This is a genomic window from Ruminococcoides sp., assembly GCF_057037865.1.
The window spans coordinates 101,563-126,044 of sequence record NZ_DBLZMS010000006.1; the positions used below are offsets into that span (position 1 = coordinate 101,563).

Consider the following 24,482-nt stretch of genomic DNA (forward strand, 5'->3'; position numbering starts at 1 on the left):
ACAATGCCTTATTATAAAAGGATAAGGGAGTTGCGTGAGGATCACGATATGACGCAGAATGATGTTGCAGAATACCTCGGCATGAAACAGCCGCAGTACTTTAGGTATGAAAACGGAAACCGTGACGTGCCGACCGAGGTGCTTATTTCTCTTGCAAAATTGTACAAAGTTTCAACCGACTACATCCTTGAGTTGAAACACGATACAAATTAAACACGCTCAAAAGTAAAACCCCGAAGTCTGTAAAAACTTCGGGGTTGTTATTTTCATTCGGCTATTCAACTAACACTTATGTAGCTGCAAACTTTTCGCCTGTTTTGCCGTATCCGTCAACATTTACGATATACTTTTGAACAGCTGTTGCATCCTTAATTGTAATCACAGCGTCAACATCAACATCTGCTAACTTCTGATTTACATTATCGAGATGTGCCATATTTACTATGTATTTTTGCACTATTGTTGCGTCAACAACAGTAATTATGCCGTCAATGTTCACATCACCGTAAATCATACCATTAAAAGGATCGGAACATTCAGCAAGAATTTTTTCAACCTTAGGCAAAATTGTAGTCTTATCAAGATAATCGCTGCTGTCAAGAATACTTTCTGCGGCAGTCTTTACATCTTTTGGGCTTACAGCCAATGTATTAAGAAGATTCTGTGTGAAATTTGTTTTATCAGGAGCATTATAATAATCAATAAGGTACTGCGCAAGGAGCGTTTCGTCAGTCACACCCTCGGGTAGTTCAGTTCCGACTACATTGCCCGTTGAAGTAATTCTCTTCTCAGGACCGCAATCATTGTTTTTAGTCCAAACTGCCTCAAGTGCGACTTTTTCAGAATCATCAGGATTTTCAAGCTTATTGCCTGTACAATATAGTGTATCACCAATGCACTTGCCGTCCATAACTACATTATATGTCTGCACACCCGTGTTTGCACTGAAAATTACGCAATAACGCTTTCCGTCTGAAGCAGAAATTGTGTTGCCTGTTTTTGAAAGGTCATATGCGGCAATTCCTGTATCGGGATCATAGACACATTTTTCTGATCTTGTCTGCCACATAGGCCATACACCTGTACCGTCAGCAGCCCATACATGGCAATAAATATTTTTTACATTTTCCCAACCTGATTTTTTAACATCAAATTTGATTTCCTTTACAGCAGGCTCGGGTGTTGTCGGTTCAGGAGTTGTTGTAGGTTCTGACGAAGGCTCATCGGGAGTTGATGTATCATTAAGCTCATAAAGCACTCCGTTTTCCTTTGCCATTTCATAATTAGGAAGTCCGCCGTATTCATACTTGCCTGTTTTCTCGTTCTTGCCGTAGAAGAAATAATATTCTCCATAGTAAAATTTCTTACCTGAAACAAGATTTTCAGCAGCATTGTTAAGGTCAACAATATATACCATATTGTCAAAATTCATTGCGATGCCCCAATCGGGATCTTCATAAAAATTGTCGGCAAAGTTACCTAAGAATGATTTATCATCACCATTTAAAGCAGCTTTTGCCTTTGACCAAAATTCGCCGTCAAGCATATTGTCATAGTAGTCATCGTCGCCCTCTGAATAAGATCCACTTATGATGTCGGCGGTTTGATTTGCAGCCATAAACTGACCCTCACTAAACTCATATGTTACATTTCCGTAATCATCAACTATTCTTTCACCGCCGTTAAGAGCATTGTTGAAAATAACAGCAATTACATCTGTCGGGAGATCAACATAATAAAGATTCGATTCAGCATCAGCAACCTGCATTTTGTAACCCGGCCACGCAAGACGCTCTGTTCCCTCGACAAATCCATCAGCATCAGATCCATTCCACCAAAAAATTCCCGCAGAATCTGCACCGTATTTTGCGCTCTTCCAAGAATTAGGCATTGCAAAATAAATTCTGTGTGTTTCTACGCCCTCACTTGGGACATAACGACCGTCGCTGTCAACTGCCGCAGATACTCCTGAAATGCCGACTACGGCGATAGAAAGCACCATTGCGATTGACAGAATCATACTCATAATTTTTTTCGTCATTTTAAAATCCCCTTTCTGATTACGGTTTAAAAAATATTCAGTATATGTATTGTGAATTGCAAAATTGCACTGCAATGCACTTCTAACCTCATACATATAATACAACTAATACAATATTTTGTCAATATAATTTAAGACAATTCATACATTTTTTTGTAAACTTTTACCATAAAACAAAATTTCCCCTTTGCATATAATTTAAAATTCTGCAAAAAATAAAACCACCTCACAGAAAGGTGGTTTTTATTATGAGTTTTTACGATGTTAATCATAACGAGGGACAGCACGAAAAATATCCGATTGAGTTGCCCTCACGGAACAGCAAAAAGGAGATTTCCCCTATTGTTGATGTTACGGAACACGAGGTTTATCCGCTTGAGTTTGCAAACTGTCACAGGACAAAGCCTCATTTTGACACAAACGGTGACATCACCGAGATTGTGACTACCGAAACAGAAGCTGAAACGGAAGAGCGAACCACTCACGAACAGCATAAGTAGGGACATACAAAAGCCTTGTGTCGGAGCTTACTGCTCCGACATTTCCTTTTATGCCGAGTTGCGAACAGATTATCCTTGCTCTGAGCTGATGAAAGCCGTCCGTCACAATCGTAATATCGGTATTAAGGTTGTTGTCCTCAATTATTTTCATTGAATTTCTTATATTCTCGGTTGTGTTGGTTGACTTGTCCTCCATATAAAGTCTTGAAGAATCAATTTTCGACTCCGTCAGCACACTGTACATACATTGTGCCTCACTCATAATCTCGTCACTTCCCTGTCCTCCGCTGAGAACGGCATTTGCGTTCGGAGAATCGTCAAGATATGATTTTGCGGCGTCAATTCTGCCACGCAAAATTACCGACGGTCCCCACGGCTTAACCTGAGCGCCGAGGACAATTGCAGTTGAGTTTTCGGGCGGAGCCTGACAGGTTGCCCACACCATTGCGGAGGTAACAATCGCACCGTAAACGGCAAAAGCAATAAAGCTGATATTCACTACACGAAAAACTATTTTAGTAAACAAATGCTTAAAGCAAAATGCCTTTATTGCTCCGTGAACGGGCGGAATTAACACGCACAACAGCCACAGACACAAAAAAGTTCCTGCTATATTGCCCGGGTTGATAATTCCGTGAGTCATAGGGATTACGAAAAATCCGAGAAACACAACTGCTGCGACAATGCCGATTATGCGTAAAATTAGCATCACCATTTTCAAAATATCACCCGACCTGTTAAATTTCTTTCATCTTATCAAACTCATTGTACATATTTTCAAGAGTTGACAAACGGTCAATAAACGGAGTGTCAACAGCGCCCTCAAAGCACGATTCTTTCTTGCTTTTGAGAACCTCCATTGCAGATTTGTCGGGATTGTTGATTGTTCCGGCACCTGCAACACAACCGCCGGGGCAAGCCATACCCTCAAGCAGATAGCCGTTGTACTTGCCTGCCTTTGCCATACGCAAAAGCTTTACGCACTCATCAAGTCCCTGTGCATTGGCAACCTTGACCTCTCTTTCGGGATCAAGCTTGTGGATTGCATTGACAACAGCCTTTGCAACACCGCCGCTTACGGCAAAGCCTCTGCCGTCTGCGCTTGAGAATGAAAGCGGTTTTTCGTCAACCTCAACAGCGTTAAAATCAACCTCTTTTGCGGCAAACATTCCAGCAACTTCTTCAAAAGTCAGCACAAAGTCGATATCACTTCGGATACTTCTGCGGCTTGCCTCAAGCTTTTTAGCGGCACATGGCCCGATAAACACAACTCTGCAATCGGGATAATGCTGTTTTGTAAGTCTGCCCGTGAGAACCATAGGAGTGAGTGCCATTGAAATGTACGGAGCGATGTCGGGGAAAGTTTTCTTCGCCATAACGCTCCATGCCGGGCAACAGGAAGTCGCCATAAACGGCTGTTTTTCGGGAACTTCTTCCATAAAATCCTTTGCTTCTTCAACCGTACAAAGGTCGGCACCGACCGCAACCTCGACAACATCGGTAAAGCCGAGAGCCTTAAAGGCATTTCTGATTTTATGTGACGGAAGTCCCTTGAACTGACCTGCAATTGCAGGTGCAACAGCGGCATAAACAGGTGTGCCGCTGTTGATTGCCATAATAGTCTGGAAAATCTGACTTTTGTCAACAATTGCGCTGAACGGACAGCTTACAAGGCACATTCCGCATGAAACGCACTTGTTATAGTCAATATCTGCTCTTCCGTGTTCATCGCTGTGGATAGCTTTCATACCGCATGCGGCGGCACACGGACGCTCCTGCTTTATGATTGCATTGTACGGACACGCACCCTGACATTTTCCGCATTTGATGCACTTTTCATCGTCAATATGCGATTTTCCGTGTACAATCGAGATTGCTCCCTTCGGGCAAACCTCTGTACACGGGTGTTCAAGACAACCCTGACAGCCGTCTGTCACAACCACTCTTTTTTCGGCACACTTATGACAGGCGAATTTTATAATATTGATTAACGGCGGATCGTAAACCTTTTCGTCAATCATACTTTCTTCAACACCTGTTGATATAGGCGCTTGTTTTGAAACGGGCAAAAGCGGAAGTCCCATTGCAAGGCGAAGTCTTTCGCCTACAATAGCTCTTTCGAGAAATATACTTTCACGGTATGTTGAAATTTCACCCGGGATAATTTCATACGGAAGATTTTCAAATTTTGAATAATCTCCGCCCTCGTATGCAAACCTTGCAACCTCGGTGAAAATTTGATTACGGATTTTTGTCTTTGACGAATACAGTCCTCTCAAGGCACTCATCCTTTCACTGTGTGTATTTTATTTTCTATTCAATCATTCACTAAATTTAAATCGCAGCAACGCTCTGCCTTGCTTGCAATCTTGTACATAGGAGCGTTAGCTCCTCAGAGGTTCAATGGAACATTGAATCTCTGAATTGCAACATAATGTTGCAATTCGTACTTAGATTATACACTACACTACCCTTGTTTTCAACAGATACAGGCTTATTTTGCAAAAATTTTGCGATATTATTTACATAATATCAAACTTTATCCCGAGCGATTTTGTCACATTTATTGACTTTAAGTGAATATTGTTATAAAATGGTGTCATACTATCAAAAATTACGAGGTACAAACCTATGAAATGTCCTAATTGCGGTTTTGAAACCGAGTCTGCGTTTTGTCAGATGTGCGGAACGAAAATTTCCGAAGCTTTACATACACAAAGTAATGAAACAACCGAAACTGAGTACACCTCGCCTTTGCCGCAGACAGGCTTTGAACAGGCGGAGGACTTTGCACCGCAGTTTCAAAATGAAATGCCCGAACTTGAAATAAATCAGCCACCTATTCCCTACATTCCGCCGGCAGAACAGCCGATTGATAAAAAGAAAGCTTTTAAAATCGTAAAAATTGTTGCTGCCTGTGTGATTGGTGCGGTCATTATTGCAGGCATTGCAATCAATGTAACTGCGGCGGTATCGGGCAACAGCAAATCAATTTTCGGCAACAACTCCATTAGTGACTGGGTGAATCGTCCTGAAATGCACGACGGAGATTACAGCACATATAATTAAAAAATTAAAAAATAAAACGGCAGGAAAGGCATTGCAGTATTGCAAATTATCTTTCCTGCCGTTTTTGTGTTTAGGTTTAAAATAAACTATTCGGGTCTGCCGATTTTGCGGAAACGCTCATAGCGTGCATTCAAAAGCTCTTCGTCATCAAGGGCAAGATTCTTTTCAAATGTTCTTTTGATGAGCATTTTAAGGCTTTCAAACATAGCCTGATCGCCTGCCTTTGGCTGACGGATGATTCTCTCGATTACACCGAGGTCAAACAAATCCTGTGCGGTAAGCCTGAGAGCCTCTGCCGCATCAGCCGCCTTTGAGCTGTCTTTCCAGAGAATTGACGCACAACCCTCAGGAGAAATTACCGAATAAACGGAATTTTCAAGCATCCATACTTCATCGGAAACTGCAAGTGCAAGCGCACCGCCGCTGCCGCCCTCACCGATAAGAACGGTAAGTACGGGAGTTTTGAGAGTCATCATTTCCATGAGGTTTTCGGCAATAGCCTGTCCCTGACCTCTTTCCTCCGCACCGATTCCTGGATATGCACCGCTTGTATCAACAAGGCAAAGAACAGGTCTTCTGAACTTTTCAGCCTGTTTCATAAGTCTTAAAGCCTTGCGGTAGCCCTCGGGATGAGCCTGACCGAAGTTGCGTTCAACACGCTCTTTTGTATTTCTGCCCTTTTCAATTCCGATTACAGTAACAGGAGTGTCAAAGAGCATTGCAAGTCCTGCAACAACTGCTTTATCATCGGCATATCTGCGGTCACCGTGAAGCTCAATGAAGCTGTCACCGAACATATGGGCAATATAGTCAACCGAGGTCAGCTTGTTAGCATCTCTCGCCGCCATAACCTTTTCGTAAGCTGTCATTTTTAAGCCTCCTCACCGCTGTAACCGTGCAATTTAAGCAGTTTTACAAGTGTAGATTTCAAATTATTTCTGCTGACAACCGAATCGATAAAGCCCTTCTGAAGAACAAATTCCGAGGTTTGGAAGTCCTTGGGGAGTTTTTGACGGATTGTCTGCTCGATTACTCTCGGACCTGCAAAGGCAACAAGGCAATCGGGCTCGGCAAGAATAATGTCGCCCTCCATTGCAAACGATGCCGTAACACCGCCTGTTGTCGGGTCTGTAAGCACGGTGATGTAGAGATTACCTGCGTCGCTGTGTCTTTTTACCGCACCCGAGGTTTTTGCCATTTGCATAAGCGAGAGGATGCCCTCCTGCATTCTTGCACCGCCTGCGGCAGTACAAACAACAATCGGCATTGCATTTTCGGTTGCATATTCAAACGCACGGGTGATTTTTTCACCCGTGATTACGCCCATACTTCCCATCATAAAGGTCGGATCCATAACGCAGAGAACGGTATCAATGCCGTTCATCTTACATTCTCCGCAGATAACAGACTCCTTAGCACCTGTTTTTCTCGCCTTTTCAAGCTTTTCGTCATATCCCGGAAAATCAAGAATATTATGGCTTGAAAGGTCTGCGTCAAACTCAACAAAGGTATCCTTGTCGGCAAGCATTTCAACTCGATCTCTTCCATTCATTCTGAAATGGTGGTTGCACTTTGTGCAGACATGAAGATTTTCCTCCATATCCGTCGTAAGGAGCATAGTGTTGCATTTGGGGCATTTTATCCACATTTCTTCGGGAACGAAGGGTACATTTTTGCTCTCGCCCTCATCGGACTCAAGCTCATTCTTCGGTTTTCTGAAAGCAAACAAATCCATATCTTTTACTTCTTCCTGTCGGCGTGTTTCTCTTCAAACTCTGCCATAAAATCTGTTGTATATTCACCGCTCACAAACTGTTCGTCCGAGAGAATCTCGGCAAGAAGGTCACGGTTAATGTCAATTCCGTCAATGGTAAGCTCGGAAAGAGCCATTTTCATCTTTCTGATCGCCTCGGCACGGCTTCTTGCCTGAACAATCAGCTTGCCGATCATCGAATCATAGTACGGAGGAACAAAATAGTCCTGATAAATCGCCGTATCAAATCTTACAAATGCACCGCCCGGGGTGTGAAGTCTTGTAATTCTTCCGCAGCTCGGTCTGAATCCCTTTTCCGGATTTTCGGCATTGATTCGGCATTCAATTACATTGCCGTGTGTGAAGATGCTGTCCTGAGTGCGGGAAAGCTTTGCACCTGCGGCAATTCTTATCTGCCACTGAACAATGTCAAGACCTGTTACCATTTCCGTAACACCGTGTTCAACCTGCAGACGGGTGTTCATTTCCATAAAGTAGAAGTTGTTGTCCATATCAAGCAAAAATTCAACTGTGCCTGCATTGACATAGTTGACTGCCTTTGCCGCCTTAACAGCCGCAATCATCATCTCTTTACGGGTTTTCTCGTCAAGAGCGGGGCTTGGACTTTCTTCAATCATCTTCTGATTCTTTCTCTGAACAGAGCATTCACGCTCACCAAGACAAACGATATTGCCGTATTTATCACACAAGAGCTGCATTTCAATGTGTTTTACAGGGTGAATGAATTTTTCTATGTAGCAGGCACCGTCACCGAATGCTGACTGCGCCTCGCTTGAAGCTGACAAAAATGCCTCTTCAAACTGCTCTATTGAATCAACACGGCGAATACCCTTTCCGCCGCCGCCCGAACGAGCCTTGATGAGAAGCGGAAAACCGATTTTTTCAGCTTCCTCTTTTGCCTGTTCAACGCTTTCAACAATATCGCAGCCGGGGGTTACGGGAACACCTGCGGCACGCATAGTCTTTCTTGCGTTGTCCTTGTCGCCCAAAAGCTTTATCATTTCGGATGAAGGACCGATAAAGTTGATGTTGCACTGTTCACAGAGCGAAACAAACTTGGCATTTTCGGACAAGAGTCCGTAGCCGGGATGAATAGCCTGAGCACCGCTTTCAACGGCAACGGTGAGAATTGCAGGCATATTGAGGTAGCTGTCGGCAACACGGTTACCGCCTACGCAGTAGCTTTCATCGGCAAGCTGAACATGCAGGGAATCCTTGTCTGCCTCAGAATAAATTGCTACTGTGCTGATGCCCATTTCACGGCAGGCACGGATAATTCTTACTGCAATTTCGCCTCGGTTGGCAATCAGAATTTTTGAGAACATTTTTTCACTTCCAGTTATTTATCGCATTACGGCTGTCTGCACCCAAAACGGCACAGACAGCCTTTAAAATCACTTATTTTCAACAAGTGCAAACGAAAGCTCGGCACTTACACAGAGCTTGCCGTCAACATAACCCTTTGCGTCAATAAAGTAGAATGCACCTCTGCTCTTTGTGAGTGTGCAGACACTTTCAAGAGTGTCGCCCGGTTTCACGGGATTTCTGAACTTAACATTGTTCATCTTTGTAAAGTAAGGTGTGCAGTTCTTAACCTTGTCTGCAAGAAGACAACAACTTGCCTGTCCCATCATTTCGCAGAGAATAACACCCGGAACAACGGGGTTACCTGGGAAATGTCCCTGTAAAAAGAACTCGTCACCTTTGATTGTATATCTGCCCTTTGCCGTGTTTTCGTCAACACTTTCAGCCTCTTCAACAAGAAGCATATTGTCACGATGCGGCAAAATCTTTTTAATTTCTTCCTGATTCATACAGTCCTCCGATTATTTAACCTTGAATAACGGTTGACCGTATTCAACAAGATCTCCGTCCTTAACAAGAACTTCAACGATTTCATAGTCGTCCTCAGCCTGAATTTCGTTCATGCACTTCATAGCCTCGATAATGCAAACGGTTGAGCCCTTGCTTACTTTCTTTCCGACAGGAGCAAAAGGAGCCTTGCCCGGTGCCGATGCGGCATAGAATACGCCGACAATCGGAGCGTTTACAGTCTTGGCGTCTTCCTCGGGAGCGGCAGACTGAGCCGCAGGAGCCTGTGGCTGAACAGGCGCAGGAGCGGGAACATCTGTTGCAGTCGGCTGATATGCACCGATTGGAGATGCATTAAAAATCTGCTGTGCCGGATGTTCTTTTTCAAGATGAATCTTTGTACCGTCCTCTTTTTCAATTTCAAGAACGCTCAAAGAAGAATTTTCAAGAAGGGAAATATATTCCTTGATTTCTTCAATTTTATTCATAGTAATTCCCTCGCTTAATATTTTTTAAATACAAGACAAGCGTCATGTCCGCCAAAGCCGAGGTTGGTTGAAGCGGCAACATTTACATCACGCTTAACTGCTTTGTTAGGTGTATAGTTAAGGTCAAGACCTTCATCGGGTTCGTCAAGGTTGATTGTCGGCGGAATAACACCGTCATTGAGAGCCATAACAGAAGCGATAGCCTCAATTGCACCTGTTGCACCGAGAAGATGACCTGTCATTGATTTTGTTGAGCTGATATTTGCATCATAAGCCTTTTCACCGAGAGCCGTCTTGATAGCCATTGTTTCGGTAAGGTCGTTAAGATGTGTGCTTGTGCCGTGAGCATTGATGTAAAGCTGTGCGTCATCGGCAACATTTGCCTCCTCAAAAGCAATCTTAATTGCTCTTGCAAGACCTGCACCGTTAGGATCGGGAGCTGTAACATGATGTGCATCACAAGTATTGCCGTAGCCTGAAAGCTCTGCATAAATCTTAGCACCTCTTGCAACTGCGTGCTCATACTCTTCAAGAACGAGCATACCTGCGCCCTCGCCCATGATGAAACCGTCACGATTCTTGTCAAACGGACGGGATGCGTGCTTTGGATCATCGTTTGTTGAAAGTGCTTTCATATTCTGGAAACCTGCAATTGTGAGAGGAGCAACAACTGCCTCTGCACCGCCTGCGATGATAGCGTCAGCGTAGCCGTCCTTAATGCAGTGGAAAGCCTCACCGATTGAATTTGTACCTGTTGCACAGGCGCTCATAACCGAAAGAGACACACCTTTTGCGTTAAAACGGATTGCAACATTGCCTGTTGCGATATTACCGATCATCATCGGAATGAAGAAAGGAGAAACCTTTCTCGGGCCTCCGTTTTCCATGCCCACTGTATTCTTAACAAAGGTCTGCAAACCGCCGATACCTGCGCCGATATAAACACCGAAACGGTTCTCGTCAATCTTGCCTATGATACCGCTGTCGTCAACTGCCTGCTGTGCCGCTGCGATTGCGTACTGTGTATATGGATCAAGCTTTCTTACTTCTTTTTTCTCAATATACTGTGTGGGATCAAAATCCTTGACTGTACCTGCGATGTGAACCTTGAGGTCACTTGTATCGAAAGCTGTGATTGTTTCGATACCGCAAACGCCGTCAACCATATTTTTCCACATTGTAGGCACATCGTTACCAATCGGTGAAATTGCGCCCATACCTGTTACAACTACTCTTCTGCTCATTATATCCTCCAAATCAATTACATTGCAAGTCCGCCGTCAACTCTGATAACCTCGCCTGTTACATAAGCGGCATCGTCAGAGCAGAGGAAAGCTACTACATCTGCAACATCATCGGGAGTACCGATACGCTTTGCAGGAATCTGTGCTTTCATTGCGTCCTTTACCTTATCGGGAAGTACACTTGTCATATCTGTTGCAATGTAACCCGGAGCAACTGCATTAGCCGTAACGCCTCTGCCTGCAAGTTCCTTTGCAACCGACTTTGTAAGACCGATAATACCGGCCTTTGACGCAGAATAGTTAGCCTGACCTGCGTTGCCGGTAAGACCGACAATTGACGCTGTGCTGCAGATTCTGCCGTAACGCTTTTTCATAAAGTGCTTGTATGTATGCTTAATCATGTTGAATGTACCCTTGAGGTTTACATTGATTACAGCGTCAAAATCTTTTTCGTCCATATTTAAAACGAGCTTATCTCTTGTGATACCTGCGTTGTTTACAAGAATTTCGATACTGCCGAACTCCTCGATAACCTTATCGACAACCTTCTTTGACTCTTCAAAGTTTGAAACATCGCAGAAATACTGCTCAACCTTTGTGCCGTACTGCGAAAGCTCTTCCTTAGCCTTAATACCCTCGTTTTCGTCACCAACATAGAGAATTGCGATGTTAGCACCCTCTTTTGCAAGCTTTGTTGCGATTGCAAGGCCGATACCTCTTGAGCCACCTGTTACTACGGCTGTTTTATTTTCAAATCTCATTATATTATACCTCCGAACAGCATCAAAGTTCAAGTGCGTCAATATCAGCCGCAGTTTCAACCTTGAATGCCTTTACCTCTCCGTTGATTCTCTTTACAAGACCTGTGAGAGTTTTGCCCACACCAACCTCAATAAAGGTATCAACGCCGTCATTAATCATATTTTCAACAATAGTCTGCCATTTTACGGGATTCTCAACCTGTGCTTTGACAAGCGTTTTGAAATCGCCCGAATACGGCTGAGCCGTGTAATCGGAATAAATCTGAACCTTTGGCTGAGCAAAGTCAACATTTTCCATATACCTTCCGAGTCCCTCTGCGGCATCAGCCATAAAGGGAGAATGGAACGCACCGCTTACTGCAAGAAGTTTTGCCCTTCCGCCCTCTGCTTTAACTGCCTCGCAGAAAGCGTCTGCATTTTCACTTGTTGTTGCAACAACAGTCTGAGCCGGTGAGTTGTAGTTTACGGGATATGTTTTGTCAAACCTTGAGCAGATTTCTTCAACCTTTTCGGGAGTAAGCTTTAATACGGCAGCCATTGCACCCGGATTTTCCGTTGCGGCTTTGTCCATAAGCTCGCCTCTTTTGCAAACGAGTCTGAAAGCCTCTTCATCGGAAAGGATTCCCGAAAAAGCAAGTGCAGAAATCTCACCGAGTGAAAAGCCGGCTACGCAATCGGGAGTGATACCCTTTTCAACAAGAGCTCTTGCGGCCGCAAGGTCGGCGGTAAAAATACACGGCTGTGTATTTACTGTCTTTGAAAGCTCCTCCATTGTACCCTCAAAGCACTGCTTTGAAGTGTTTTCTCTTATAGAATCAGCCATTTCGTAAACAGCCTTTGCGGCAGGCGAATTATCGTAAAGATCCTTGCCCATACCGCTGTACTGTGCGCCCTGACCTGAAAAAATAAATGCTATTTTACCCATTTTGTTGCTCCGTTCAATACTTCTTCTGCCTGTGAGAACATCTCTTCAATCATTTCTCTTGCCGGCTGTTCCTTTTTAACCATACTTGCAACCTGTCCTGCAAGAACGGTACCCTGAGAAACATCGCCCTCTCTCACGGCTCTTCTGAGTCTGCCGAGTCCCATATTTTCAAGCTCCTCATCGGAAACATTAGCCGAATCGTACTCAGCCTTTGTATATTCACGGGTAAACGAGTTACGGATTGAACGAACAGGATGACCGAGTCTTTTACCTGTTACAACCGTGTCAATATCTCTTGCTTTGAGAATTTTGTTCTTATATTCCTGAGAGATAGTACATTCCTTTGCAACGAGAAATCTTGTGCCGACCTGAACGCCCTGAGCGCCGAGCATAAATGCTGCGGCAATCTGTCTGCCGTCTGCAATACCGCCTGCGGCAATTACAGGTATATTTACTGCATCAACAACCTGAGGAACAAGAGCCATTGTTGTGAGATCACCGACATGACCGCCTGACTCGCCGCCCTCTGCGATAACGGCAAAAGCACCGTCTTTTTCCATTTTCCTTGCAAGTGCAACGCTAGGAACAACAGGAATAACCTTGATGCCTGCCTCAAGCCACTTTGCCATGTACTTGCCGGGGTTGCCTGCACCTGTTGTGATGACCTTGATGCCCTCTTCAACTACAACATCGCTTACTTCCTCTGCAAACGGACTCATAAGCATGATGTTTACGCCGAAAATTTTATCGGTCATTGTTTTGCACTTTCTGATTTCCTCACGGAGCTGTTCACCGTTGGAATTCATAGCTGCAATAATGCCGAGACCGCCTGCGTTTGAAACACCTGCGGCAAGCGATGCATCAGCCACCCAAGCCATGCCTCCCTGAAAAATAGGGAACTCAAGACCGAGCGACTGGTCAATGACAGTAGAAATCATATGTAATATCTCCTTTTCTGCATTTTTACTTGATTTTCAGAAACAGAAAATTTGCAAGATTTCATTATTTTGAAAAATTTACGGCAAATTCTGCACCTGATACCATACTTTATGGCATATCAGTCTGATTTTACTCCAAAAGCACAGAAAAGTCAATATAAAAGCACAGAAAAGTCAATATATATGAAGAATTATCTTACCATTAAGCCTTTAACTGCAATAGTCCTCAAGAGCCCTCATAAGGTTTTCTTTCCCCTTTATTTCAATTCCTCTTTCAAGGTAAAGTGCGTCGCCTTTCGGAAGATTTGATACTCTGCAGTCGGTTGTCAGATACGCTTTGTCCTCGCCTTTTTTGTACACTACAATATACCCTTTTTCAGCTTTTATGATGTAATCTCCTTCCGTTATACCGTTATTCTGCGATGACGAATAATTGCCTGTTGCAGAGGTGTTTTCCGCAGAATTCACGGGAGCAAAAAGCGAGCTTATCATCATACACGCAATCAGAATCACACCTGTTAATCCAACTATTTTTTTCATATTACAGCACTCTTTCCGTCAGTTTTTACTTTTATTTTTTCCCGAACCAACGGTTATATTCATCATTTTTATAAAATTCCAACCAAAAGGCCGCCTTAATTCTGCATATTTTTTAAGAGAAATTTGCATTAATATATTTATTTTTTTCTTTTCAGGTGATATAATAATCAAATGAGTATTTCTGCTTGTAATTTTGAACATATATGTTATTATATAATTTATGTATTACAGCCGGCGCACTGCGTTTGTGCAAATCACTCAGACAAATTACAAACCGACGGTTGTTCGTTTAACCGTAAATTGTGAATTGATAAAGGAGATAATATGCGAAACAAGCGTGAAACTGACATCAGTCAGTATAAGAAGGATATTCAGCAAAATGAATTATCCGAAAAAGCTGACGGAGGTGTAAAAAGATTTTTCAGGGGTTTTGGCAAGTTCCTGATTACCGTTTGTTCGGTATGCCTGGTTGCTCTGCTTATTACGGGCATTTCACTTGCTGTCTACATTTTCACCATTGCGTCCGAGCCTACGGGCATTGACCTCAAGGCAAAGTCTATGAACCAGACAAGCCGAATATATATTCAGAATGAGGATACAAAGGAATTTAAAGAGTATCAGAAACTATACGATACCGAGAACAGAATCTGGGTTGACAATCAGGATATTCCTCAGGCAATGAAAGATGCGGTTGTCGCAATTGAGGACAAGCGTTTCTTTGACCACAACGGTGTTGACTGGGGCAGAACACTTTCCGCCGTTGCAAATCTTGCAACCGGTTCGGACTCATACGGCGGTTCAACAATCACCCAGCAGCTCATTAAGAACATTACAGATGACAACGAGGTTTCAATTACAAGAAAGCTTCGTGAAATCACAAAGGCACTAAAGCTTGAACAGGAATACACAAAGGATCAGATTCTTGAAGCCTATCTCAATGTTGTAAACTTCGGCAATAACTGTCAGGGCGTTGAATCTGCGGCTCAGCTTTACTTCGGCAAGAGCATAAAGGACTGTTCAATTGCGGAATGTGCGGCAATTGCGGGAATTACACAAAACCCGTCAAGATGGAATCCGCTTGTTTTCCCCGAAAACAACAAGGAGCGCCGTGAAATCGTTCTCAATGAAATGTATGATCAGAAAAAAATTTCTAAAGACGAATTTGATGCGGCTATGAAAGAAAGTGCCACAATGAAATTTGTCGGCTGGCAGGCATCCGATGACGATGACGACAATGACGAGGCTGATGTTCAGAACTGGTATATTGATCAGGTCTTTCGTGATCTTCAAAAGGACATTGCAGAATATTACAACATAAGCGAATCTGCGGCATCTTCAAAGCTTTACACAGAGGGACTTAAAATCTACTGTGCAATGGATGAAAATGCTCAGACCTACCTTGAAAATGCGGCACTCAATATTGATAAATCAAATGATTCCGACCTTCAGATTGCGTCAACAATTATGGGATATGACGGCAGAGTAATCGCAACAGTCGGCTCTTCAACAAAAAAAGAGGGCGCTCTCAGCTGGGACAGATCCTACAACTCCGTACTTCAGCCGGGTTCTTCAATCAAGCCTGTTGTTGTCTACCCTTATGCAATCGAATCAAAGAAGCTTTATTTCTCATCAATGGTTCTTGATGAACCGCTTGACAACTATCGTACAAATGAAAGCGGTCAGCTTGTTTCGGGTCCTAACAACGCATACGGCTACTACAACGGCAATATGAGTCTTCCCGATGCAATCGAGTGGTCATCAAACGCAACAGCTGCTCAGACAATGGAGCTTATCGGCGGTCCGAGCGTTGCTTATCAGCAGGTTGTTACAAAAATGGGATTCCAGAATCTTACGGAACAGGATGCACAGAATACGGGTGCTCTTTCAATCGGCGGTATGAACGGCGGTGTTACAGTAAGAGAAATGGCGGCTGCTTACACATATCTCGGCAACGGCGGTCTTTACTACGAACCGTACACATACTACTATGTAACCGACTCAGAGGACAACATAATCATTGATAACCGTGACGCAGTTCCGAAACAGGCTTATTCAGCCGAAACAGCAGGAATCATGAACCGACTGCTTCACTACAATGTTACAAACAGCGCTCACACAAACGCACATTACGCTCAGATTTCAGGCTGGGACATTATCGGCAAAACAGGTACAACCGATGACGATAAGGATTCATGGTTCTGCGGATGTTCACCATATGCCGTAATGGCTACATGGTGCGGTTTTGATAAGCCTAAAACCATTTCCTACAGCGGAAGAACAACGGCAACAAAATTCTTTGCAAATGTTATGGGCAAGTACCTTAAAGGCAAAGAAAACAAGGAATATAAAATATCCAATAACCTGATTGAGGCAACATATAATCCTACAACGGGACTTATTGTTTCAACAGATAATATTTCGGGACGGTATGTGGGCTACTACACCGAGGACAATATGCCGAGTTCGGGAGGTTCATATTACAGCGGTAACTATGAATACGGCTCAGATGTCTCAGACTCCTCAAGCTACTACAATCCCAATTACGGCGGTGACAACAGCGGTAGCAATTACGGCGGCGACACAAGCAACAGCGGAGGAGATAATTCAGGCGGCGACACCTCCGGCGGAGGAGATAATTCAGGCGGAGAACCTTCCGGCGGAGGAGATAATTCAGGCGGAGAACCTTCCGGCGGAGGGGAATCCTCAGGCGGAGGCGAAAGCTCCGGAGGCGGTGAATCGTCAGGCGGCGGTGAGGAAGCTCCCCCTGCCGCAGAATAAAATAACAGGTTAAAACCAAAAACTCGAAAGGAAAGGTTTTTAGATATGGTTTCAATAGCAATTATGGGTCACGGTGTTGTAGGTTCGGGCGTTGCCGAAATCTTTACAACACACAAACAGAAGCTTTATGCAAGCATCGGTGAAGAGGTTTATGTCAAGAAGATTCTTGACCTTCGCGAATTCCCCGACAGCCCGCTTGCAGACAGATTCACAAAAAACTTTGAAGATATCATCAACGACCTCGAAATAAGAGTTGTTGTTGAAGTTATGGGCGGTCTTAATCCTGCTTATGACTTTGTAAAGAGATGTCTTAAAGCAGGTAAGAGTGTTGTTACTTCAAACAAGGAGCTTGTTGCCGCTCACGGTGCAGAACTCCTTGAAATTTCAAAGGAAACAAACACAAACTTCCTCTTTGAAGCATCGGTAGGCGGCGGTATTCCGATTATCCGCCCGATGAGCCAGTGTCTTGTTGCAAACAATGTTGACGAGATTGCCGGTATTCTTAACGGTACAACAAACTTTATCCTTACAAAGATGATTGAAGACGGTATGCAGTTTGACGATGCGCTCAAACTTGCTCAGGAGCTTGGCTTTGCCGAGAGAAATCCTGCCGCTGATATCGAAGGTCACGACGCTTGCCGTAAGATTTGTATTCTTGCATCTCTTGCATACGGAAAGCATGTTTATCCCGACTCTGTACATACAGAGGGCATTACAAAAATTACACTTGAAGATGTAAGATACGCTGAGGCTTTCCATTGCGTAATTAAACTTATCGGCAGTGTTAAGCGTCTTGCGGACGGCAAGATTGACATTATCGTTGCTCCTATGCTCGTTCCGAACAAGAGCCAGCTTGCTAACATTGACTATGAGTTCAACGGCATTATGGTAAGAGGCGACTGCACAGGCGATGTAGTATTCTACGGCAAGGGTGCAGGCAAGCTTCCTACAGCAAGCGCAGTTGTAGCCGATGTAATCGACTGCTGTAAGCACCTCAAGACAAGAAAGTTCCTTTACTGGGCAGACGGCAACGGCAAAAACATTCTTCCTTGGGAGGAGTCAAGCCGTGCCATGTATGTTCGTGCAAACGGCAGTAATGTTGCAGAAAAGGCAGAAAAATTATTCGGTGAGGTAACAGTAATCAATAAGGCTGACGCACCTGCCGACGAAAAAGCATTTGTTGTCAAGGCTATGCCGTACAACGAATTTGCCGAGAAGATTGCTCAGCTTGAGGCTGACGGTGTTTCGGTACTTTCAAGTATCCGTGTGGCTGATTTATAATTTTACAGAGGGAGTATTAAGTACATGAGTTTGATAGTTCAGAAATTTGGCGGCAGCTCTGTTGCCAATGCCGAAAGAGTAATGAATGTTGCATCAATCGTAACAGACACTTACGCAAAGGGCAATGATGTTGTAGTTGTTGTATCCGCTCAGGGCGACACAACAGACGATCTCATTGAAAAGGCAAACGAAATCAATCCAAAGGCTTCAAAAAGAGAAAAGGATATGCTTCTTGCCGCAGGCGAGCAGATTTCTATTTCACTTCTTGCAATGGCAATCGAAAAGCTCGGTTACCACGCTGTTTCTCTTCTTGGCTGGCAGGCAGGTTTCAATACCACTTCTGCTCACACAAGCGCAAGAATCAGAAAAGTTGAGCCTGACAGAATTAAGAAAGAGCTTGACAAGAAGAACATTGTAATCGTTGCAGGCTTCCAGGGCATTTCAAAATACGGCGATATTACAACACTCGGCAGAGGCGGTTCAGACACAAGTGCCGTAGCTATTGCGGCTGCAATGCACGCTGATCTCTGTCAGATTTTCACCGATGTTGAGGGTGTTTACACAGCTGATCCGAGAAAGGTTAAGAACGCTAAGAAGCTTCAGGAAATCTCTTATGACGAAATGCTTGAGCTTGCTACACTCGGTGCTCAGGTTCTTAACAACCGTTCGGTTGAAATGGCTAAAAAATATAATATCGAGCTTGAAGTGCTTTCAAGTATGACAAAGGCTTCGGGTACAATTGTAAAGGAGAAAACTAAAATGGAAAAAATGTTAATCAGCGGTGTTGCTAAAGATACAGATGTTGCAAGAATTTCTGTTATGGGTGTTCCGAATATCCCCGGTCTTGCTTTTAAGATGTTCTCAAAGCTTTCTGCTAAAGATATCAATGTTGACATTATTCTTCAGTCAATCGGTCATGACGGCAAGAAGGACATCAGCTTTACAGTTGCCAAGAACAGAGGCGAAGAGGCTGTTGCTCTTATGAAGGAATACACAGAGAACCTCGGTGCAGAGGAAATTCTCTATGACGATAAGGTAGCTAAGATTTCAATTGTCGGTGCAGGTATGGAAAGCCACGCAGGCGTTGCTACAAAGATGTTCGAGGCTCTTTATGACGCTCAGGTCAACATCCAGATGATCAGCACAAGCGAAATCAAGGTTTCGGTTCTTATTGATTCAGCAGACGCTGACAAGGCCGTAAGCGCTATCCACAGCAAATTCTTTGACTAATAGAAGAGCCGAGGTTCGCAGCCCTAAAATAACGACCGACGAGGACTAAGCCGTGAAAATTACGCAAGTAATTGAAACGGATTAGACGAGTGGAAGTTATTTTAGGAATAGCGGAGAACAACGAGGCTTGACATTAGAAGAGCCGAGGTTCGCAGTCCTAAAACTTTTTTATAACGCAAATGAAAATCCCTGTCCGTTATGGACAGGGATTTTTTTGTATCGGTAAACTTTGTTTTTAACATTATAAAGCTCTCTGTACGAATTTGGTACAGCGATTCACCGTTAAATTTAATGATAGTAATATCCTGAATTGGAAAATTCGTTGAAGATACTGATACCGCAGACTGCAAGTATAATTGAAATAACTACCACAAGCACAACTCCGATAAGAGCCAGGATAAGAGCGGCTCTTGCATAGTTTTTGAGTGACTTCTTTGTTGATGAGCTGAACGCCCAAACAAAGAGCATAATGAGGTTTACAATCGGCAGACAGGTTAAAAGCATAACGCCGATCCAACCACCTATGCTTACAGGCTGAGTATCCGGAGTACCGTATGGCGGTGCAACGGGCGGTACAGGTTGTGAGTTGTATGTCTGCTGATACTGCGTGTTGTACTGCTGATTATAGCCGTTGTTGTAGCTCTGATATTGATTGCCGTACTTGCTTTGATTTGCGCCGTAATCATTGTTCGGTGAGTTTGTAAACTGCTGACCGTATGAAGTTTTGTTAGACTGCGGTTGTTGATAATAAGTTTGATTTGGCTGACCGTACTGCTGAGAATACGGATTCTGCTGTGGCTGACTGTCGGCAGTCGGCTGTGCGTTATCAACCTCAGGCTGTGTAGTCTGCACATTCTCGTAAGGGTTCTGCGCAGCATCTTCGGTTGAAGCATTTTCAACAGGCTGTGTTTCAGGTTCCGGAGTCTGCTCAACAGGTGTTCCGCAGTAAGTACAGAACATTGCTCCGTTGTCAATTTCGTGATTGCAATTTTTACATACCATATATAATCGCTCCTTGCATAATATTCTATAAATAGTATGCTATCATTTTACACTATTTGCCTTACAAAATCAACAACATTCCACGCAATAATTCAATAATATTACAAAAAGCGACAGTTTTACGGCTGTCGCTTTTTATTACACTCCCCTTTTCATAAGCTTGTGGGGAATTATTTTATTTTCTTTGAGTGACGCTTTTACATCTATAATACGCTGATTTGACGAGCCTCTGAACGCAAGGCTTATATCGTGAAGAGCCTCAACAAATTCACCGTCAACAAGCACATCAATCATTGAAAGCATTTCATCCGTACATTCACACCTTGCTCTGCTGTCGGAAAGAAGCTCCTTGTCAAACAAATAGCCCGAATAACACCAAATTGTTTTGTCGGAATATTTTTCTCTGACACGCTTTAAAAACGGCACTAAGGCTCTTTGATTTGAAGGTTCAAAGGGTTCTCCGCCGAGCAATGACAAGCCGTCAATATATGACGGTTCAAGCTCTTTGAGAATTTTATCCTCAACCTCTTTTGTAAAAGGTTCGCCGTAATCAAAACTCCATGTCTGCGGATTAAAGCAGTTTTTGCAATGATGCGTACAACCGGATACAAAGAGCGATACTCTTACTCCCTCACCGTTTGCAATATCGCAGAGTTTAATTTCTCCGTAATTCATCAAAGATGAAGCACCCTTTCCTCAATTTCCTGAGTTCTGCCCTGATTCCAGAACTGAGTTCCGATATATCCACAGGTTCTTCTTGCAACATTCATCTTATCCTGATCACGGTTGCCGCAGTTAGGACACTCCCACACAAGCTTGCCGTCATCGTGAACGATCTTGATTTCTCCGTCATATCCGCAAACCTGACAGTAGTCGCTCTTTGTGTTAAGCTCTGCATACATAATGTTATCGTAAATGAACTTGATAACCTGTAAAACAGCGGGAATGTTATCCTGCATATTCGGAACTTCAACATAGCTGATTGCACCGCCCGGCGACAAAGCCTGAAATTCGGATTCAAGCTTCAGCTTGCTGAATGCGTCAATATTCTCGGTAACATGAACATGATAGCTGTTAGTGATGTAGTTTTTATCTGTTACGCCCTTGATAATGCCGAAACGCTTTTGAAGACACTTTGCAAACTTATATGTTGTGCTTTCAAGAGGAGTACCATAAAGGCTGTAGTCAATGTTTTCAGCCTTTTTCCACTTTGCACAATAGTCGTTTAGCTTCTGCATAATTTTAAGACCGAGTTCTTTGCCCTCTTTTTCTGTGAGCTTTTTGCCGATAAGGCTGTAAACGCACTCCCAAAGACCTGCATAACCGAGTGAAAGCGTTGAATAACCGCCATGGAGAAGCTTGTCAATCTTCTCACCCTTTTTAAGTCTTGCCAAAGCACCGTACTGCCACAAAATAGGAGCGGCATCCGAAAGAGTGCCTGTAAGACGCTCGTGACGGCACTGCAATGCTCTGTGGCAAAGTTCCATTCTCTCGTCAAAAATCTTCCAGAATTTATCAAGATCCTTGCCTGCGCTGAGTCCGATATCAATAAGATTTACAGTCACAACGCCCTGATTGAATCTGCCGTAATATTTCGGCTTGCCGTTTTCGTCAACATAAGGAGTAAGGAAGCTTCTGCAACCCATACAGGTAAAGCAATGGCCCTCACCGTTTTTATCAATTTTGCTCTGGAGCATAACCTTCTCCGAGATATAGTCGGGAACCATTCTCTTTGCGGTACATTTTGCAGCAAGCTCCGTAAGATACCAATACTTGCTGTCCTCTGTTATGTTATCCTCCTCAAGCACATAAATAAGCTTTGGAAACGCAGGTGTAATCCACACACCCTTTTCATTTTTTACGCCCTTGTGACGCTGTTTGAGTGTTTCTTCAATAATCATAGCGAGGTCGTGCTTTTCCTGCTCGTTTTTAGCCTCGTTAAGATACATAAACACGGTTACAAACGGAGCCTGACCGTTTGTTGTGAGCAAAGTAACAACCTGATACTGAATGGTCTGAACACCACGGTTTACTTCTTTGCGAAGTCTTTGCTCAACGATATCGTTGATTTTCTCTTCTGTGGGATGAACACCGAGTTCTTCGATTTCCGCAAGAGTTTCTCTGCGGATTTTCTCACGGGAAACCTGAACAAACGGTGCAAGATGAGCAAGGCTTATGCTCTGACCGCCGTACTGGTTACTTGCAACCTGTGCAATAATTTGAGTTGCAATGTTACACGCCGTTGAAAAGCTGTGCGGTCTTTCAATAAGCGTATCGCTGATAACGGTACCGTTTTGCAACATATCCTCAAGGTTTACAAGATCGCAGTTGTGCATATGCTGTGCAAAATAGTCCGAATCGTGGAAGTGAATAATACCTTCCTTATCAGCCTCAACAATATCAGCCGGCAAAAGCATTCTTCTTGTAAGGTCACGACTGACCTCACCAGCCATATAGTCACGCTGAACGCTGTTGACGGTAGGGTTCTTGTTTGAATTTTCCTGCTTTACTTCCTCGTTATTGCACTCGATAAGCGAAAGAATTCTGTTATCGGTAGTGTTTGCCTTACGAACAAGCGAGCGATTGTAGCGGTAACGCACATATCTTCTTGCAAGCTCAAACGCACCCTTTGCCATGAGCTGATCCTCAACCATATCCTGAATTTCTTCAACGGACACTGCTCTCCTGATTTTGTTGCACTTATATTCAACATAGTCGGCAACATCCTCAATCTGTTCGTCTGTAAGGAACTTGTGTTCCCCCGAACCGTTTGCTTTTTTAACGGCATTAATAATTTTTTCAATGTTGAAATCTTCTTCTGAGCCGTTACGCTTAATAATTCTCATAATCCTTCCCCTTTTTATTATTTTGCGGTACTTCCTTGGTAAAATATCCTATATCTGTTAATCCGAATAAAAAAATAAATTTTTCAATAATGCCGTTTAAAAAATGCGTTGTGCAATAAAATTGCAAGGAACCAAACCTTCCTTGCGATGTAAGACTAATTATACAATAATTGCAATATAAATACTGTTGCACAGGCAACAATTATGTGATATACTATACTATATCTTGTGGCAAGATAAAAAACGCCACACATTATGGAGTGTTGCAAATGATAGAAGAAATAGGCGGTGCAAGGCTTAAAAAATCAGATTTCATCGGGATAAACGAGTGTTTTAAACCTATTGAAAGAGAGTATAAAAGGGGTGAAATCATAACTACATATTCACCCGAAAATGACACAATTTGTATCATAAAAGAAGGAACTGTTTATCTGACAACCGACAATGCCGAAAATCAGCGGAGAATTATTTCTTTTTATGAAAAGGGCGACATAATCGTCACCTGCATTGTACCCGAATCAGACAACAGAATTTTTTATCTGAGTGCCAAAACAAACTGCAAAATTGATTTCGTGAAATACTCAAAATTTACAGCCTGTTGTGAAAAGCATTGCAGTAAACACCAGCGGATTATAAGTGCATACATCAAAAAATCTCATAAAAAAAGTCTTGCTCACACAGACATTCTCTGTCAGCAGACGCTGAGGAGCAAGCTTTTGACTTTTTTTGAATACATTAAAACCGAAAAAGGAAAAAACACCTTTTATCTTCCTCTCCCTCTTTCCGACCTTGCAGATTACCTTTCTGTTGACCGAAGTGCAATGATGCGTGAAATAAAAAAGATGAATGAGGAAAATATTATAATCTCCGAAAAACGAAAAATCACAGTCATTGAAGATTTGTCAGAATGACATATGACATATATGTATAAAAAAACATAAAAAACAAAAAATATAAATGCGTGATTTCGCCGTTTTGAGCCTGCAAAAAACTTGCAGGCTTTTTTTGTACACAACGATTAATATTGTAGTATAAAAACACCTTGCAGTCAACACGCTAAAAGAATTATAATCAAAATAATTAATTTGACTGATTTTGAATGAAGAAAAACAAAAACACCAATTTTAATTGCAAAAACGGTAAATTTATACTGTTTTTAAATAACGCTCGACACTTTTTTTGTTAGCTAATTTTGCTGTCTTTAAATTTTTTTGAATTTTTTTGACCGATTTTGCTTGACTTTTAAAAAACGG

The 24,482-nt window shown here is 43.0% G+C and carries 23 protein-coding genes; 7 read left to right on the forward strand and 16 right to left on the reverse strand.

The genetic code is table 11. The features are described 5' to 3' along the window. Positions 1 to 3: 3 nt before the first annotated feature. The gene (locus tag AC2HW8_RS06840) at positions 4 to 213 is read left to right on the forward strand and encodes a helix-turn-helix domain-containing protein (RefSeq protein ID WP_021883545.1); all 210 of its coding nucleotides are present in this window, start codon (positions 4 to 6) and stop codon (positions 211 to 213) included. 76 nt (positions 214 to 289) lie between these two features. On the opposite strand, the gene AC2HW8_RS06845 is transcribed toward AC2HW8_RS06840, so the two are convergent. Continuing rightward, positions 290 to 2,041: a dockerin type I repeat-containing protein gene (locus AC2HW8_RS06845; protein ID WP_303786887.1), complete on the reverse strand. Its 1,752-nt coding sequence runs from the start codon at positions 2,039 to 2,041 to the stop codon at positions 290 to 292. A 248-nt stretch (positions 2,042 to 2,289) separates the two neighbouring features. On the opposite strand from AC2HW8_RS06845, the gene AC2HW8_RS06850 reads away from it, so the two are divergent. Further along, on the forward strand, positions 2,290 to 2,541 hold the full coding sequence (locus AC2HW8_RS06850; RefSeq protein WP_046431906.1) for a hypothetical protein: 252 nt from the start codon (positions 2,290 to 2,292) through the stop codon (positions 2,539 to 2,541). Here the strand turns inward: AC2HW8_RS06850 and AC2HW8_RS06855 are convergent. Together AC2HW8_RS06855 and AC2HW8_RS06860 are read right to left on the reverse strand one after the other, a co-directional pair. Then, positions 2,486 to 3,256: a YdcF family protein gene (locus AC2HW8_RS06855; protein ID WP_303786889.1), complete on the reverse strand. Its 771-nt coding sequence runs from the start codon at positions 3,254 to 3,256 to the stop codon at positions 2,486 to 2,488. The genes AC2HW8_RS06850 and AC2HW8_RS06855 overlap by 56 nt on opposite strands. Before the next feature lie 22 nt (positions 3,257 to 3,278). Then, the gene (locus tag AC2HW8_RS06860) at positions 3,279 to 4,820 is read right to left on the reverse strand and encodes a 4Fe-4S dicluster domain-containing protein (RefSeq protein ID WP_484327333.1); all 1,542 of its coding nucleotides are present in this window, start codon (positions 4,818 to 4,820) and stop codon (positions 3,279 to 3,281) included. Between the two features lie 352 nt (positions 4,821 to 5,172). Here AC2HW8_RS06860 and AC2HW8_RS06865 point away from each other — a divergent pair, with 352 nt between their 5' ends. Further along, on the forward strand, positions 5,173 to 5,610 hold the full coding sequence (locus AC2HW8_RS06865) for a hypothetical protein (RefSeq protein ID WP_303786893.1): 438 nt from the start codon (positions 5,173 to 5,175) through the stop codon (positions 5,608 to 5,610). 86 nt (positions 5,611 to 5,696) lie between these two features. Here AC2HW8_RS06865 and AC2HW8_RS06870 read toward each other — a convergent pair whose 3' ends face one another. The 10 genes from AC2HW8_RS06870 to AC2HW8_RS06915 form a co-directional block, all read right to left on the reverse strand. Further along, positions 5,697 to 6,479: an acetyl-CoA carboxylase carboxyltransferase subunit alpha gene (locus AC2HW8_RS06870; RefSeq protein WP_117847491.1), complete on the reverse strand. Its 783-nt coding sequence runs from the start codon at positions 6,477 to 6,479 to the stop codon at positions 5,697 to 5,699. A 2-nt stretch (positions 6,480 to 6,481) separates the two neighbouring features. Then, positions 6,482 to 7,345: an acetyl-CoA carboxylase, carboxyltransferase subunit beta gene (gene accD, locus AC2HW8_RS06875; protein WP_021883540.1), complete on the reverse strand. Its 864-nt coding sequence runs from the start codon at positions 7,343 to 7,345 to the stop codon at positions 6,482 to 6,484. A 5-nt stretch (positions 7,346 to 7,350) separates the two neighbouring features. Next, positions 7,351 to 8,709, reverse strand: a complete 1,359-nt coding sequence (accC, locus tag AC2HW8_RS06880) for an acetyl-CoA carboxylase biotin carboxylase subunit (RefSeq protein ID WP_046431914.1) — start codon at positions 8,707 to 8,709, stop codon at positions 7,351 to 7,353. A gap of 69 nt (positions 8,710 to 8,778) precedes the next feature. Further along, positions 8,779 to 9,198, reverse strand: coding sequence for a 3-hydroxyacyl-ACP dehydratase FabZ family protein (locus AC2HW8_RS06885; RefSeq protein WP_015522656.1), 420 nt, complete (start codon positions 9,196 to 9,198; stop codon positions 8,779 to 8,781). Positions 9,199 to 9,210: 12 nt separating this feature from the next. Next, complete coding sequence (accB, locus tag AC2HW8_RS06890; protein WP_021883538.1) at positions 9,211 to 9,684, reverse strand: acetyl-CoA carboxylase biotin carboxyl carrier protein; 474 nt, start codon at positions 9,682 to 9,684, stop codon at positions 9,211 to 9,213. 14 nt (positions 9,685 to 9,698) lie between these two features. Continuing rightward, on the reverse strand, positions 9,699 to 10,928 hold the full coding sequence (fabF, locus tag AC2HW8_RS06895; protein WP_021883537.1) for a beta-ketoacyl-ACP synthase II: 1,230 nt from the start codon (positions 10,926 to 10,928) through the stop codon (positions 9,699 to 9,701). Between the two features lie 17 nt (positions 10,929 to 10,945). Beyond that, positions 10,946 to 11,689, reverse strand: a complete 744-nt coding sequence (gene fabG, locus AC2HW8_RS06900) for a 3-oxoacyl-[acyl-carrier-protein] reductase (protein WP_015522653.1) — start codon at positions 11,687 to 11,689, stop codon at positions 10,946 to 10,948. A gap of 22 nt (positions 11,690 to 11,711) precedes the next feature. Further along, positions 11,712 to 12,614 carry an ACP S-malonyltransferase gene (gene fabD / locus AC2HW8_RS06905; RefSeq protein ID WP_484327334.1) on the reverse strand — a complete coding sequence of 301 codons (903 nt, stop codon included), beginning with the start codon at positions 12,612 to 12,614 and terminating at the stop codon, positions 11,712 to 11,714. Then, on the reverse strand, positions 12,602 to 13,552 hold the full coding sequence (gene fabK / locus AC2HW8_RS06910) for an enoyl-[acyl-carrier-protein] reductase FabK (protein ID WP_021883534.1): 951 nt from the start codon (positions 13,550 to 13,552) through the stop codon (positions 12,602 to 12,604). The genes fabD and fabK overlap by 13 nt, the downstream gene beginning before the upstream one ends. A gap of 210 nt (positions 13,553 to 13,762) precedes the next feature. Then, positions 13,763 to 14,092, reverse strand: a complete 330-nt coding sequence (locus tag AC2HW8_RS06915; protein ID WP_484327335.1) for a hypothetical protein — start codon at positions 14,090 to 14,092, stop codon at positions 13,763 to 13,765. 324 nt (positions 14,093 to 14,416) lie between these two features. Here AC2HW8_RS06915 and AC2HW8_RS06920 point away from each other — a divergent pair, with 324 nt between their 5' ends. From AC2HW8_RS06920 to AC2HW8_RS06930, 3 genes are read left to right on the forward strand one after another with little or no spacing between them, the layout of a single operon-like run. Continuing rightward, positions 14,417 to 16,870 carry a transglycosylase domain-containing protein gene (locus tag AC2HW8_RS06920; RefSeq protein WP_484327336.1) on the forward strand — a complete coding sequence of 818 codons (2,454 nt, stop codon included), beginning with the start codon at positions 14,417 to 14,419 and terminating at the stop codon, positions 16,868 to 16,870. Positions 16,871 to 16,915: 45 nt separating this feature from the next. Then, positions 16,916 to 18,151, forward strand: coding sequence for a homoserine dehydrogenase (locus tag AC2HW8_RS06925; RefSeq protein WP_021883530.1), 1,236 nt, complete (start codon positions 16,916 to 16,918; stop codon positions 18,149 to 18,151). Between the two features lie 24 nt (positions 18,152 to 18,175). Continuing rightward, on the forward strand, positions 18,176 to 19,381 hold the full coding sequence (locus AC2HW8_RS06930) for an aspartate kinase (RefSeq protein WP_015522647.1): 1,206 nt from the start codon (positions 18,176 to 18,178) through the stop codon (positions 19,379 to 19,381). Between the two features lie 288 nt (positions 19,382 to 19,669). On the opposite strand, the gene AC2HW8_RS06935 is transcribed toward AC2HW8_RS06930, so the two are convergent. From AC2HW8_RS06935 to nrdD, 3 genes are all read right to left on the reverse strand, one after another. Then, positions 19,670 to 20,383: a zinc ribbon domain-containing protein gene (locus tag AC2HW8_RS06935; protein ID WP_304007506.1), complete on the reverse strand. Its 714-nt coding sequence runs from the start codon at positions 20,381 to 20,383 to the stop codon at positions 19,670 to 19,672. 138 nt (positions 20,384 to 20,521) lie between these two features. Next, positions 20,522 to 21,058 (reverse strand): anaerobic ribonucleoside-triphosphate reductase activating protein, encoded by a 537-nt coding sequence (gene nrdG / locus AC2HW8_RS06940; protein ID WP_046431920.1) that lies wholly within the window; start codon positions 21,056 to 21,058, stop codon positions 20,522 to 20,524. Beyond that, positions 21,058 to 23,229 carry an anaerobic ribonucleoside-triphosphate reductase gene (gene nrdD / locus AC2HW8_RS06945; RefSeq protein WP_117522792.1) on the reverse strand — a complete coding sequence of 724 codons (2,172 nt, stop codon included), beginning with the start codon at positions 23,227 to 23,229 and terminating at the stop codon, positions 21,058 to 21,060. The genes nrdG and nrdD overlap by 1 nt, the downstream gene beginning before the upstream one ends. Before the next feature lie 269 nt (positions 23,230 to 23,498). Between nrdD and AC2HW8_RS06950 the strand changes: the two genes are divergently transcribed. Beyond that, positions 23,499 to 24,140: a Crp/Fnr family transcriptional regulator gene (locus AC2HW8_RS06950; protein ID WP_021883526.1), complete on the forward strand. Its 642-nt coding sequence runs from the start codon at positions 23,499 to 23,501 to the stop codon at positions 24,138 to 24,140. The last annotated feature ends 342 nt before the right edge of the window (positions 24,141 to 24,482 follow it).